Raw genomic sequence first — 12724 nt, 5'->3', positions numbered from 1 at the left:
GCCGGCGCGCGGCCGTCCGAGGCCGGCAGCAGTCGCGCTCGCCGATCGCCCAGCAGGTTCATGCCCGCCGCCGCCAGCAGGATGATCGCCGTCCCCAGCAGTTGCCATGCCGACAGCCGGTGGCCAAACGCCAGGCGATCCACCAGCATGGCGGCGATCGGGTAGATGAACGACAGCGAGCCGATCAGGTGGGTCGGCAGCTTCTGCAACGCGCCGTACATCAGCACGTACATCAGGCCGGTATGCAACACGCCGAGCGTCGCCAGCATCCCCCACTGGCCAACGCTGGCCGACGCATGAAAATCCACCAGCGGCAGCAGCATCACCGCCCCTACCGTCACCTGAATCAGCGCAATAAGATGCGGCGGCGTGCCCTTCAGCCGCTTGGCCGCCAGCGCCATCAGGGCGTAGAAAAACGCCGCGCCGAGCGCCAGCGCGATGCCCGCCAGATAATGGCTCTGCTCCCCCGCCTGCCGCGGCTGCGCCAGCACCACCAGCATCATGCCGCCGAACGCCAAGCCCAGCCACAGCAGCTTGCGGGCGGTCAGCCGTTCCCCCAGAAACAGCGCCCCCAGCCCCACCAGCATAAACGGCTGGGTGTTGTACACCGCGGTGGCGATGGAAATAGAGGCATAGGAATAGGCGGCGAACAGCAGCAGCCAGTTGATCACCAGCGCGACGCCGCCGGCGATCGCCAGCAGCAGCGTGGCGCGCGTCAGCGCATCGCGGCGCAGCTGGCCCAGCGCGCCGCACACCGCCAGTAGCACCAGCGCCCCCACCGCGCAGCGCCAAAACACCACGTTGACCACCGGCTGGCCGGACATCAGCACAAACCAGCCGATGGAGCCGGAAATCAGCATCGCCGCCGCCATCTCCAGCGAGCCGCGTTTTATCTCTGCATTCATTCTGCGTTCCTCAAAGCTTGCCCAGAGACATAGCTTGCGGCTTCGCAGGGCGGCTTTCCATAGCATAAAAAAGGCAGATGTGCTTAACTGCCTTTTTCTCGCAGCTACAATCAAGGAAACACCTAACGGAGGCGTTATGGATGATATCGATCGCCAAATCCTGACCATTCTGGCGGAAGATGCGCGCGCATCGTTGAAGACGCTGAGCGCGCAGGTGGGCCTGTCGTCGCCGAGCACGTCGGAAAGATTGCGGCGGCTGGAGGAAAGCGGCGTGATCCAGGGCTATACCCTGAACGTCAATCTGCAAGCGGTGGGTTACGCCTTTCAGTCGCTGGTGCGCATCAAGCCGCTGCCGGGCATGCTGAAGAAGGTCGAACAGCTGATTCAGGCGATCCCCGAAGTGGTCGAATGCGATAAGGTGACCGGCGAAGACTGCTTTATCGTGCGGCTGGTGGCGCACTCGATGGAACAGCTCGACCACACCCTCGATCGGCTGGCCGAACACGCGCAGAGCAACACCTCGATCGTGAAAACCACGCCGGTCAAGCGCCGCCTGCCGCCGCTGCTCTGATCAACGCCGCCGTTTGCGGGCGAACGGGTTGCCGCGCTTCTTCTCCTTTTTAGCCGCGTCGGCGGCGGATTTCAGCGCCGCCAGATGCGCCTTGTCGGCCTCCGGCACCGCGCGCTGCTCAATCGGGAACACCGGCAACGACGCCAACAGCCGCGAACCGTAGTTTTTGGTCAACAGCCGGCGATCGTAGATCACGATCTCGCCGTAACATTGGTTGCTGCGGATCAGGCGGCCGACCTGCTGGATCAGGTTGAACGAGGCGCTCGGCAGGCTCTGCACTTCGAACGGATAACGCTTCAGCGATTTCAGCCACTCGCCTTCGGTGATGATCACCGGGCTGTCGATCGGCGGGAACGCGATTTTGTGAATATGCACCTGGGTCAGCAGTTCGCCTTTCAGATCCAGCCCTTCGGCGAACGATTGCAGCCCCACCAGCACGCTGGCGACGCCCTTCTCCACCCGCTTGCGGTGTTCTTCCACCAGCCGGTAGCGCGGCTGGTCGCCCTGCACCAGCAGCATCAGCCGCAGATCGGTCACGTAGCTGAGGAAAGTCTGCATCGCCCGGTGGCTGCTGAACAGGATCAGCATGCCTTTGTGCTTGCCGCTCGCCTGCTCGGCGCGGAAAAACCGCGCCATTTCCTCGAGGTGCTCCGCCTCATTGGCGAGCGCCGGTTCATAGCGCATCTGCGGAATGACAATCTTGCCCTGTTCGACGTGATTGAACGGCGATGAGAGCGTTTCGAAGCGATCGCCGGCCTTCTCGCTCAGCCCGCTCATCTCTTGCAAACGCGCGAAGCTGTTCAGTGAACGCAGCGTGGCCGAGGTGACCACCACGTGCGGCACCTTGCGCCACAGCAGCTTTTCCAGCTGATCGCTGACGCGAATGCCGACGCAGTGCAAATACAGATGGGTGACGTTATCGCGCAGTTCGCGCGTGACCCATTTGGAGATCGGCGCGTTGGACGACTTGTCGAGCGCCGCCAGCCGCCACAGCTTGCTCATCGCCTCCAGATAGCCCAGCGTGCGGCTCATCTGAATGATCGAGCGGTGCAGACGCATGATGTCGTGCTTGCCGGTCTGTTCGGTAAGATCGTTAAGCACGAACTCCGCCAGCCCGCGCAGCGCATCGGTCAGTTTGAACAGCCGCGCGCAGCTCTCCACCATCTCCGCGGGCAGCTCGCCCATTTCAAAACGGTGCTCGGCCGCCACGCTGTCGCCGGGCAGATAGGCGCTGACCTGATGCTCGAAGATCTGCACCAGCTCGCGCAGCTCCTCGCAATGGTTTTTCAGCCGTTCGCTGTTGGCCAGCCCCGGCGGATTCTTCGGCCGGTACTGCGTCATGCACTGTTCGACCTGGCGCACGATCATGTCCAGCTGCAGGTTGGTCGACAGCGCGGTGATTTCCCCGTCGATCTCCAGCGCGTCGCGCGCCACCTCCGGCAAATGGTGGCCTTCGTCCAGCACCAGCAGCAGCTCTTTCGGGTTCGGCAGCACCGATTCCGTCTCCAGCGCCGCCATCACCAGCGCGTGGTTGGCCACCACCACGTCGGCGCTCTCGATCTCTTTGCGGGCGATATAGAACGGGCATTCGCGAATGTAGTGACAGTTGCGCCCCAGGCAGTTGGCCTTGTCGGTGCTCAGCTTGGCCCACAGCGGATCGTCGATGCTCTGCTGATAGTGATCGCGCAGCCCGTCCCACTCAAAGCGAGCCAGCGCCTTGGTCAGCTTCTGACACAGCGCCTGCTCTTCACCGCTGGACGGCGCCAGCTCGTCGTCGAGAAACAGCGTCAGATCGCCCTGTTGGCTAACGTCGGTGCTCATCGCCGCCAGATTGCGCGGGCAGACGTAACGCCCGCGGCCAAAGGCGCCGGTAAATTTCAGATCGGGAATAATCTTCTTCAGCAGCGGCAAATCCTTGCTGTAGATCTGATCCTGCAGCGCCACGTTGGCGGTGCTGACCACCAGCGGTTTGCTCTCCGCCCGCCCGACGGCGATGCCCGGTATCAGGTAAGACAGCGTTTTGCCGACGCCGGTCGGCGCCTCGATCGCCAGATGGCGCGGGTAGTCGCCGGCCAGCGTCTTCGCCACCTCGGCGATCATCTGACGCTGGGGCGCGCGGGAAATGAAATCCGGTATTTGCTGCTGCAGGGCTTTGTACCACTGGCCAATCTGATCTTTAACTGCGGAGGAGAGCGCCATTCAACTCTTATCTAAACGAAATGATGGCGCTATTGTCCCACAGACCGCCGGCGGCGTCAGCCCGAGTTACGCCTGCGGATCGATCATCGAGGCGCGACCGCCGCCGAACGACCACTCGTCCAACTGGGTGGTGGCGATCACCACCATCACATCCTCGGGGTTCAGCCGCAGGTTCTCCGCCAGCAGCGTCGCCAACCGCCGGTAAAAACGCCGCTTGGTGTCGCTGTCGCGCGGCCGCCCGGCGGTGATGTAAAACAGCACGAAATCCGCGCTGCGCGGCCCGCCGAGATAATCGCGATCGTAGATAAGCTCACCGGGGCGGTATTGATCGATCGCCTGAAATTTGTCCGCCGGCGGCACCTCGAAGGCCTCCACCAGCGCCTGATGCAGGCTGTCGGACAAGGTTTGCAGGTAGTCGGCGGATTTGCCCTGATGCAGGGCGATGCGGCTAAACGGCATGGGGCGCCTCCGGTTCCAGCTCGCGCAAGCGCGCCACGGCCGACGCCGCCGCGGGCCAGCCGGCGTAAAACGCCAGGTGGGTGATGAGCTCCGCCAATTGCGGGCGATCGACGCCGTTGCGCTGCGCCAGCTGCAGATGAAACGGCAGTTGCTCCAGGCGGTTAAGCGCCACCAGCGCGGCGACGGTGATCAAGCTGCGCTCGCGCGGGCTCAGCTCTGGCCGCTGCCAGACATCGTCAAACAAGACGCTGTCGCTGAGCTGCGCCAGCTTGGGGGCGATATCGCCGAACGCCTGTTGTCCGGCCCGGGATTCTGATTGCATCACACTCTCCTGTCAGTTGCAGATAGCCTTACGCTACCCGCCGACGAGGCGAGTGAAAATCGGGATTTTCGGCAGTCTCGGTTCAGAAAAACGGGAGGGTTCCCCGCTGGCGGCGGGGAGATGTCACGATTCCAGCGGCGCAACGCCGTCGAAATGGGCGCTCAGCAGCGCATTCAGCTCCGGCCGCTGCTCCACCCGTTCGGCGATGGCGTAAAGCCGCGGGCAGTGTTGCCGGAACCACGCGCGCCCCGGCCGCCAGTTGCACATCACCGCCACGTACAGATCCAGCGCGCTGAAGCTCTTGCCGAGAAACCACGGTCCGGCGGCGCCGGCGGCGGCGTTCAACTGCCGCAATAAACGCTCGCGATAGCTCATCACTGCGTTTTTCAGCTGTTCCGCCCCTTCCGTTTTCGGCTGCCAGCGCTGCGGATGGTCGGCGTAGGTGAAAGTGGGATAAATCTCCGCGTTGATGAACAACAGCCAGCGCAAAAAGCGCGGCAACAGCGGCGAGCCGCCGGGCGGCGCCAATTCGGCGTGCGGCGCGCGATCGTGCAGCAGCAGGATAATCGCCGCGCTCTCCGTCATCACTTCGTCATCAGGCAGCACCAGAGTGGGGACCTGGCCGAGCGGGTTCAACGCCAACAGGCGATCCCGCTCCGGGCCCTCCTGGGTGTAATCCACTTCCTCGTAGCCCCAGGGGAACGCGGTCAGCACCAACGCGGCGGCCACGATGGTCGAGCCACACCCCTGCGTACCGAACAATGTATAAGTATCGTGCATGATTCCTCCGGAAACCGATCAGGCTATCGGTAACTGTAGACCAGCCGCAGACCGTCGGTTGCAGAAAAAATTCACCCTTTGCGCGACTTTTTTAATCGTTCGACATGAAAATGAATTTTTTGTCATAAATAGATCACATTACTACGGTAAAAATTCTCCGCCGCCAACAACCGGACGGCACAGTAAAGCAGCAATGCAACTGATGATAGCGTCTTTTAATCGAATAAAGCAGGGTAACCCATGAAACGTAATCTTCTGGCCGTTATTATTCCGGCACTTTTACTTGCGCAAGCGGCACAGGCAGCAGAAATCTACAATAAAGACGGCAACAAGCTCGATTTTTACGGTCGTGTGAAAGCCCTGCATTATTTCTCCGATGATGCCGGCAACGATGGCGATAAAACCTACGTCCGTATCGGCTTTAAAGGCGCGACTCAGATTAACGATATGCTGACCGGTTACGGCCAGTGGGAATATCAGATCGCCGCTAACCATTCTGAATCCGACGGCACCAAAGACACTAAAACGCGTCTGGGCTTCGCCGGTCTGAAATATAAAGACCTCGGTTCTTTCGACTACGGTCGCAACTACGGCATTATTTACGACGTCGGCGCCTGGACGGATATGCTGCCTGAATTCGGCGACGACGCATACGTCAAAACCGACAACTTCATGAACGGCCGCACCAACGGCGTCGCCACCTACCGCAATAACAACTTCTTCGGTCTGGTCGACGGCCTGAAATTCGCCGTCCAGTATCAGGGCAAGAACGAAAACGACGGCCGCTCCGCCAGCAAGGCGAACGGCGACGGCTGGGGCCTTTCCTCCAGCTATGAAATCATCGACGGCCTGAGCGTGGGCGCCGCCTATGCCTCTTCCAACCGCACCGCCAGTCAGAAAGCGGGCACCTTCGGTAAAGGCGACAAGGCCGATATCTGGGCCGCCGGTCTGAAGTATGACAATAACGATGTCTACCTGGCCGCGACCTACTCGGAAAGCCGCAACATCGCGCCAATTTCCGGTACCGCCACCATCAATAACCGCTCCACTTCCGTCAGCGGCTTCGCCAATAAAGCCGAAGGCCTGGAACTGGTTGCGCAATATCAATTCGACTTCGGTCTGCGTCCATCGCTGGGCTACGTTCAGCAGAAGGGTAAAGATATTGAAGGCATCGGCGATGCCGACCTGGTGAAATATATCGACGTCGGCGCGTACTACTATTTCAACAAGAACATGTCGACCTATGTGGATTATAAAATCAACCAGCTCGACAGCAATAATAAGCTGGGTCTGAAAGACGACAACGTGATTGCCGTCGCCCTGACCTATCAGTTCTGATGTGATGAATGAATAACCACCACTGCAAACTTTAGCGTCACTTGATACCCAGAGTTTTATTTCGCCGGGCGGCTGCGTCCGGCTTTTTTGTTTTTATTTTCCCCGCCGGCGAATGCCCCCGCTTGCCTTGCCAAACAAACGGGTCTACATGTATAGCTTTCCCCCGAGCGGAATCAGCCATGCATAACGACGGTCGGTTTAACTATCACAACGCCGTGCGCTACAGCAGCGACGAACTGGCGAACATCCTCAACCACTGTTTTGAAAACTACATCGTGCGTTTCGTCCTCGACGGGCCGACCTTCGCCGCCCGTTTCGGAGCCGAAGATCTCAGCCTGAACGACAGCCTGATCGTCACCCATCGCAATGAACCGGTGGCGGTGGCGCTGATCGCCCGCCGCGGCCGGCACAGCCGGATCGCGGCCTTTTCCGTACGCCCCGAGATGCGCGGTCAGGGGCTGGGTAAGGCGCTGATGCAGCGGGTAGTAGCGGATGCCCGTCAGCGCGGCGATCATCGGCTGTCGCTGGAAGTGATCGAAGGCAACGAAGCCGCGCTGGCGCTGTACCACCGCGCCGGGCTGCGCATCGTGCGCACCCTGACCGGCCATCAGGCGCCGGCGGCCGTGCCGCCAGGCAAGGCGGTGCTGCAGGCGGTCGATCCGCTGACCGTCAGCCATCGCCTGACGGCGGAAGGCGCCACCGACCTGCCCTGGCTGATCGCCCCCGAGTCGTTGTTCAAACTGCCGGGCAAACCGCGCGCTTATACCCTCGAACGCCAAGCCTACGCCGTGGTGATGCCCGGCGCCGAGCACTGCTGGCTGCGCCTGATCTACGTGCCGCCGCAGCATCGCGGCCAGGGGCATGCCCGCGCCTTGCTGGCCGCTCTGCAAGCGCAGTTCGCCCCTTTGCCGCTGACCGCCAACGTTTTTGTGCCCGAGGTGGCCGCCCCCTTCTTTACGCATCTTGGCTGGCGGCAGGATCCCCTGCGTCAGTTCGAGATGGATATGCTGCTGGACAGTCCACAATAAAAAAGAGAGATAACAATGGCAGGAAAACAGGTACGCACACTCACCCTCGGCGCGGCGATGGGCGTCGCGCTGCTGGCCTTGACCGGTTGCGCGCAGCCGCCGCACGCCGACGCGCAGGCCCAGCAGCGGTTGGCGGATCAATCGGTGCTGGCGGTCAACTGGTTCCAACAGTCCGGCGAATACCAGGCGCTGGCGCATCAGGCGTTCAACAGCGCGCAGCGCGCCTTCGATCAGGCCAGGGCCGCGCCAGGCCGTAAAAAGGCGGTGGTGGTCGATCTGGATGAAACCATGCTGGATAACAGCGCCTACTCCGGCTGGCAGGCGCAGCAGGGCCGACCGTACGACGGCGCGACTTGGGCCAAATGGACGCAGGCCGAACAGGCCGCCGCGGTGCCGGGCGCAGTGGCGTTCGCCCGCTATGTTAACGCCCATCAGGGGACCATGTTCTACGTGTCGAACCGTAAACAGAGCGACTACGCCGCCACGGTGGCCAACATGCAGAAGCTCGGTTTCACCGGCCTGTCGGCAAAAACCGTGCTGCTCAGCACCGACACCGCCAATAAACAGGCGCGCTTCGACGCCATCAAACAAGCCGGCTATGACATCGTGGTGTACGCGGGCGACAACCTGAACGACTTCGGCGCCGCGACTTACCACCAGGACAATGCGCAGCGCCGGGCGTTCGTCAGCAAGAACCAGGCCAAGTTCGGCACCGAATTCATCGTGCTGCCCAACCCGATGTACGGCGACTGGGAAAGCGGCCTGGCTCGCGACTACAACAAGCTGACGCCGCAGCAAAAGCTGCAGGTGCGCCAGCAGGCGATCAAAGCCTGGCGCGGGCGCTGACTCAGGAATAGGGAGAAATGCCCCATATAACCTAATATTTTGTCAAAAAGGGATTAGCGGAGCATGCCGCCGAACCAATGGGGACGTTAGTTCGGCGGCATGAAGATGAAGAAATGTGGATGCTCACATTTTGGGTTGCGGGCATCAGAAATGTGAGAAATCGGTATCGGCACCGCCCTGTGAGTTAATCCAACAACGCTTCTCGGTGAAACGAGCACTTTCACATCCTTTCAGCAATATCAGAGTAGCTAATCCGTTAATTCTCTCGATTTTAATCGCCCGAACCGCGTAGCAGCATCCGCTCTTTGATGTAATCTGAACGTAACCTAAGCAGGCAAGGCACGGATCTTCAATGTCAAATGGCTATGGGGACTTGCAACATCATTACAGAACTTTCTCGAAACAGACCGCCTGTGGATTACCTCGATAACGGCCATAGTTTTCGCGTATCCGATACCCCTGAGCCAGATAAAACTTGATGGCACGTTGGTTCACTCTTCGAGTTTCCAGCCACAGTTGTCGATACCCCAACCATCGAGCCTGCTGTTCCAAAGCATGCAATAATTTACGGCCAATGCCGTTGCCAGGCTCCCGCACATACATTCGTTTCAGCTCTGCAACGCCAGAAGTTAATCGACGAAGCGCCCCACAAGCTACAGCTTCATCGTCAGCATTGCGTACCAACATAAAACAACCTCCATCCGCTTCTATAGAAGCAGGATCAAACGAGGACGTACCGCTATCGCCGGTGATCTCAGCCAACTGCACCGACAACTCCGCCATCAGTGTCAGTGCGTCCAAGCTATCGACTTCACTTAATAGTATCCGAAGAATCACAGCAGTTTGTACATATAGCAGGTGGCCTCCAACGCCCCGCCGTCGCTGGCGCGGGCGTATTGCGGGATGTCGCCCGCCGCCTCGAACCCCAATTGACGGTACAGCCCCTGCGCCGCGCTGCCGCTCAGGGTATCCAGCACCAACAGGCTGCGGCGATGACGCGCCGCCAGCGCCTGCACTTCCTGCATCAACAGCCGGGCGACGCCCTGCCGCCGCGCCTGCGGGTGCACCATCAGCTTGACCACTTCCGCCCGGTGACGGCCGTTGTCCGGCATCGCCAACAGCAGCTGCACGGTGCCGACCGGCCGGCCGTTCGCGAGCGCCACCAGCATCGCACGCTCTCCCCGCGCGATGGCCGGCAGCAACCCCTGCCAAAACGCCTGCGCCTGCGTCAGCGTGAAAGGCATGACAAAACCGATGCTGGCGCCGTGCGCCACGCTGGCGTGCAGCATTTCGGCCAATTCGGCAATGGCGCTTTGCGCCGCGCCGGCGTCCCACTGTTGCAATTCAATCATGGCTATGGCCTGCAAATAACGAGGGTGTAATGGGCCGGCTCATCGCCGGGGACATGGAAACGGGAGGCGCCGAACAGGCGGTAGCGCAGGCAGTCGCCGGATGATAACCGGAAAACGCGCCCTTCCAGCGTCAACTCCAGCTGCCCGGACAGCAGCCAGAGATGGTGCTCCAGCGCCGGAATCGACGGCAGGTCGTAATCGATCTGCGCGCCGGCATCGAGCCGGGCTTCGATAAATTCAGCCTTATACAACGCAGCGGGGGGAGAAACGGAGCGACGGTGAAAACCGCTGGCGCGATCGACCCACACCGGTTGCTGCTGCGGCCGCAACAGCTCCGGCGGCTCGTCTTCGATCTCGCTCAGCAGGCGCGACATGGTCAACCCATAGGCGGCGCACAGCCGGTTCAGCAACGACGCCGTCGGGCTGGTCTCGGCGCGCTCCACCCGCGAGAGCGTCGCCCGGCTAAGGCCGGTGCGCTGCGCCAGCTCCTCCAGCGACCACGCCCGTTGCTGGCGCAAATCCGCCAGCCGCTGCGCCAACCTCAGGTCGGCATTGTCCAGACCGTTATCCATCGTTCACACTCCGCTTAAAAAAATCCCATATAAGAGAAATAATCTCAAATTAGAGATATAGCAAGCGAATTTTAACAATGTCGCGCAGGAATAACGCCAGGATCACCGCAAACATCGCCGAATGAGGAGAAGCGTTCTAGCACTCGCGCGAGGACGGGTTGGGTACAAAATTGCCCGTCTCGGCGGCCGGCGGCGCGATTGCGGCGCAGCGCCAGGCGCTGAATACCGCCAGCAGCGGCGCCAGCGCGAACGCCAGGAACAGCCAACGCGCCGCCGATGCCGCGCCCGCCGCGCCGCCCGGATCGTTCAGCCCCGCCAGGTTGGCGATCATCCCCGCCAGCGCCGCGCCGAATGCGGTGGCGAACAGTTGCACCGTGGTGATCGAGGCGCCGGCGATGTCTTTGTCCGCTTCAGGCGCCACCTGCAAAATGCGCGTCAGCAGATGCGGCCAGCCGAAGCCGATGCCGAATCCCACCAGCGACAACGCGATGACGATCGGGGTCAGCGCCTGCCAGTGACCGCCGGAGGGCGTCGGCATCAGGATCGCCAGCGCCAGCAGGCCCACCAGCACGAACAGCGGCCCGCTGACGATCGCCCGGCGAATGCCCGCCCCGCGCCAGCCGGAGCTGAGGATTTCGGACAACGTCCAGCCGGCGGCCATGGTCGCGGCGATATAGCCGGAGATCAGCGGCGACTGGCCGTGCAGCAACTGCAGGAAATAGGGCACGAAGATTTCGCTGGTCATGCCGATCACCAGCAACGACACCGTAATATAGAGCGCCGCCAACGATGAGCCGCGCCGCAGCGCGCCATGCGGCAACAGGTGCGCGCGCGAGCGCGCCTCGCGCTTCATCAGCCAGGCCATCAGCGCCAGCGAAAGCGCGATGCCCGCCAGGTTGATCCAGACGCTGTGCGCCAGGCTGCCGGCGGACACCACCAGCACCGCCACGGTCAGCAACAGCAGCTGCGCGGTCGGCAGCGGCGCGGCTGCCTGCTGCGCCTGGCCCTTGGGCAGGATCAGGAAGGTAAACGCGGCGTACAGCGCCATGATCGGCAGCAGAATGCCGAAGGCCCAACGCCAGGCGTGCAACTCGGCGAAAATGCCGCCTACCGCCGGGCCGACCAGCGTGGCGATGCCCCACATCGCCGAGATAAGCGCCATGGCGCGCGGCCACAATCGCTGCTCGAACACCAGATTGATCATCGCGTAGGAGAGCGCAAAGATCAGCCCGCCGCCGAATCCCTGCACCGTGCGGCCGATCAGCATCACCGGCATGCTCGGCGCCAGCGCGCACAGCCCCGCTCCGGCGATGAAAAACAGCGAAGCGACCAGATAGGCGTTGCGCGCGCCGTAGCCGCTGAGCAAGCGGGCCGACAGCGCGGAGCCGAGGATCGACGCCACCACGAACAGCGTGGTGTTCCAGGCATAGAGCTCCAGACCGCCAATATCCTGCACCACCGAGGGCAGAATGGTGGTGGCGACCAGAATATTGATGGCATGCAGCGCCACGCCAAGCGAGAGCGCGATCGCACTGGCCGCATTTTTGCCGGAGAAAAGGTCGCTCCAGCGGCTATCGTCATGGGTTATCACGGTTGTTGTCCTGTTTTCAGAGGAATGGCATTGAGTTGGTCATGAGATTGCGTTAAATTTAACAAGAGTTATCTTGGAATAAGTTAGGGCGAGGCGGAGAAATATGTCAAGAATAAACTTGGAAAATGGCGGCAGCACCGCACAATCGGTCAGTGACCGTTTGCTGACGCTATTGAAGACCCGCGGCCCGCAGCAAGCCTCAGACGCAGGAAAAGTGCTCGGCACCACCGGTGAAGCGGCCCGCCAGCAGTTCGTCAAGCTGGCGAAAGAGGGGCTGGTCGAAGCGATCGCGGAAACGCGCGGCGTGGGCCGCCCGGTGCAGCTGTGGCATTTGACTGCCGCCGGTAACGCACGCTTTCCGGACACCCATGCGGATCTGACGGTGCAGCTGCTGCGCACCGTGCGTGACAAGCTGGGTGAACAGGCGATCGACCTGCTGATCGAGACCCGTGAGCAGGAAAACCGCATCAACTACAAGCAGGCGATGATCGGCGCCACCGATCTGCGCGAACGCGTGGCGCGCCTCACCGAGATCCGCTGCCGCGAAGGGTATATGGCCGAATGGCGTCAGGAGGAAGACGGCGCCTATCTGCTGGTGGAAAACCACTGCCCGATCTGCGCCGCCGCCACCGTCTGCCAGGGCTTCTGCCGCGCTGAGCTGAGCATCTTCACCGAAGTGCTGCAGGCGCAGGTGGAGCGCGCCGAACACATTCTGGCCGGCTCTCGCCGCTGCGCCTACCGGATTTCTCTCTTGTAACACC

General features: G+C 61.6%; 13 protein-coding genes and 1 pseudogene. 5 read left to right on the top strand and 9 right to left on the bottom strand.

Annotated features, from left to right (window positions below; translation table 11 throughout):
* Window positions 1-8 precede the first annotated feature (8 nt).
* Window positions 9-905 (bottom strand): annotated as a pseudogene (locus ITX55_RS24165) (DMT family transporter); the annotation flags it as partial.
* A 136-nt stretch (window positions 906-1041) separates the two neighbouring features.
* Here ITX55_RS24165 and ITX55_RS13080 point away from each other — a divergent pair.
* Window positions 1042-1476 (top strand): Lrp/AsnC family transcriptional regulator, encoded by a 435-nt coding sequence (locus tag ITX55_RS13080; RefSeq protein ID WP_042783967.1) that lies wholly within the window; start codon window positions 1042-1044, stop codon window positions 1474-1476.
* Here the strand turns inward: ITX55_RS13080 and dinG are convergent, their stop codons facing one another.
* From dinG to ITX55_RS13060, 4 genes are all read right to left on the bottom strand, one after another.
* Window positions 1477-3675 (bottom strand): ATP-dependent DNA helicase DinG, encoded by a 2199-nt coding sequence (dinG, locus tag ITX55_RS13075; protein WP_033642371.1) that lies wholly within the window; start codon window positions 3673-3675, stop codon window positions 1477-1479.
* Window positions 3676-3741: 66 nt separating this feature from the next.
* Window positions 3742-4134, bottom strand: coding sequence for a tautomerase family protein (locus ITX55_RS13070; RefSeq protein WP_042783965.1), 393 nt, complete (start codon window positions 4132-4134; stop codon window positions 3742-3744).
* Window positions 4124-4456 carry a carboxymuconolactone decarboxylase family protein gene (locus tag ITX55_RS13065; RefSeq protein WP_089194442.1) on the bottom strand — a complete coding sequence of 111 codons (333 nt, stop codon included), beginning with the start codon at window positions 4454-4456 and terminating at the stop codon, window positions 4124-4126. The genes ITX55_RS13070 and ITX55_RS13065 overlap by 11 nt, the downstream gene beginning before the upstream one ends.
* A gap of 123 nt (window positions 4457-4579) precedes the next feature.
* Window positions 4580-5236: a glutathione S-transferase family protein gene (locus tag ITX55_RS13060; protein ID WP_042783963.1), complete on the bottom strand. Its 657-nt coding sequence runs from the start codon at window positions 5234-5236 to the stop codon at window positions 4580-4582.
* 240 nt (window positions 5237-5476) lie between these two features.
* On the opposite strand from ITX55_RS13060, the gene ompC reads away from it, so the two are divergent.
* The 3 genes from ompC to ITX55_RS13045 all read left to right on the top strand — a co-directional run bounded on the left by ompC (window position 5477) and on the right by ITX55_RS13045 (window position 8448).
* Entirely contained in the window at window positions 5477-6574 is a 1098-nt protein-coding gene (gene ompC, locus ITX55_RS13055; protein ID WP_033650535.1) for a porin OmpC, read from the top strand.
* Window positions 6575-6753: 179 nt separating this feature from the next.
* The gene (locus tag ITX55_RS13050; protein WP_033650534.1) at window positions 6754-7602 is read left to right on the top strand and encodes a GNAT family N-acetyltransferase; all 849 of its coding nucleotides are present in this window, start codon (window positions 6754-6756) and stop codon (window positions 7600-7602) included.
* 15 nt (window positions 7603-7617) lie between these two features.
* The gene (locus tag ITX55_RS13045; RefSeq protein ID WP_049866662.1) at window positions 7618-8448 is read left to right on the top strand and encodes a 5'-nucleotidase, lipoprotein e(P4) family; all 831 of its coding nucleotides are present in this window, start codon (window positions 7618-7620) and stop codon (window positions 8446-8448) included.
* Window positions 8449-8832: 384 nt separating this feature from the next.
* On the opposite strand, the gene ITX55_RS13040 is transcribed toward ITX55_RS13045, so the two are convergent.
* From ITX55_RS13040 to ITX55_RS13025, 4 genes are all read right to left on the bottom strand, one after another.
* On the bottom strand, window positions 8833-9249 hold the full coding sequence (locus tag ITX55_RS13040; RefSeq protein WP_335704521.1) for a GNAT family N-acetyltransferase: 417 nt from the start codon (window positions 9247-9249) through the stop codon (window positions 8833-8835).
* A 32-nt stretch (window positions 9250-9281) separates the two neighbouring features.
* Window positions 9282-9800, bottom strand: a complete 519-nt coding sequence (locus ITX55_RS13035) for a GNAT family N-acetyltransferase (RefSeq protein ID WP_033642367.1) — start codon at window positions 9798-9800, stop codon at window positions 9282-9284.
* A 2-nt stretch (window positions 9801-9802) separates the two neighbouring features.
* Entirely contained in the window at window positions 9803-10372 is a 570-nt protein-coding gene (locus ITX55_RS13030) for a helix-turn-helix domain-containing protein (protein WP_033642366.1), read from the bottom strand.
* 136 nt (window positions 10373-10508) lie between these two features.
* Entirely contained in the window at window positions 10509-11963 is a 1455-nt protein-coding gene (locus tag ITX55_RS13025; protein ID WP_108680334.1) for an MFS transporter, read from the bottom strand.
* 103 nt (window positions 11964-12066) lie between these two features.
* Here ITX55_RS13025 and ITX55_RS13020 point away from each other — a divergent pair, with 103 nt between their 5' ends.
* Window positions 12067-12720 carry a metalloregulator ArsR/SmtB family transcription factor gene (locus ITX55_RS13020; protein ID WP_033642364.1) on the top strand — a complete coding sequence of 218 codons (654 nt, stop codon included), beginning with the start codon at window positions 12067-12069 and terminating at the stop codon, window positions 12718-12720.
* The last annotated feature ends 4 nt before the right edge of the window (window positions 12721-12724 follow it).

It is taken from the genome of Serratia sp. EWG9 (assembly GCF_019913725.1).
GTDB classification, from domain to species: Bacteria; Pseudomonadota; Gammaproteobacteria; order Enterobacterales; family Enterobacteriaceae; genus Serratia; species Serratia ureilytica.
This window is presented reverse-complemented; position numbering and strand designations above follow the sequence as displayed.

Bases quoted from the DNA above. Each gene is read 5' to 3' on its own strand.
- ITX55_RS13035 (WP_033642367.1), bottom strand. From the start codon at position 9,800: ATGATTGAATTGCAACAGTGGGACGCCGGCGCGGCGCAAAGCGCCATT.
- ITX55_RS13065 (WP_089194442.1), bottom strand. From the start codon at position 4,456: ATGCAATCAGAATCCCGGGCCGGACAACAGGCGTTCGGCGATATCGCC.
- ITX55_RS13050 (WP_033650534.1), top strand. From the start codon at position 6,754: ATGCATAACGACGGTCGGTTTAACTATCACAACGCCGTGCGCTACAGC.
- ITX55_RS13045 (WP_049866662.1), top strand. From the start codon at position 7,618: ATGGCAGGAAAACAGGTACGCACACTCACCCTCGGCGCGGCGATGGGC.
- ompC (WP_033650535.1), top strand. From the start codon at position 5,477: ATGAAACGTAATCTTCTGGCCGTTATTATTCCGGCACTTTTACTTGCG.
- ITX55_RS13080 (WP_042783967.1), top strand. From the start codon at position 1,042: ATGGATGATATCGATCGCCAAATCCTGACCATTCTGGCGGAAGATGCG.
- ITX55_RS13060 (WP_042783963.1), bottom strand. From the start codon at position 5,236: ATGCACGATACTTATACATTGTTCGGTACGCAGGGGTGTGGCTCGACC.
- ITX55_RS13030 (WP_033642366.1), bottom strand. From the start codon at position 10,372: ATGGATAACGGTCTGGACAATGCCGACCTGAGGTTGGCGCAGCGGCTG.
- ITX55_RS13020 (WP_033642364.1), top strand. From the start codon at position 12,067: ATGTCAAGAATAAACTTGGAAAATGGCGGCAGCACCGCACAATCGGTC.
- ITX55_RS13070 (WP_042783965.1), bottom strand. From the start codon at position 4,134: ATGCCGTTTAGCCGCATCGCCCTGCATCAGGGCAAATCCGCCGACTAC.
- dinG (WP_033642371.1), bottom strand. From the start codon at position 3,675: ATGGCGCTCTCCTCCGCAGTTAAAGATCAGATTGGCCAGTGGTACAAA.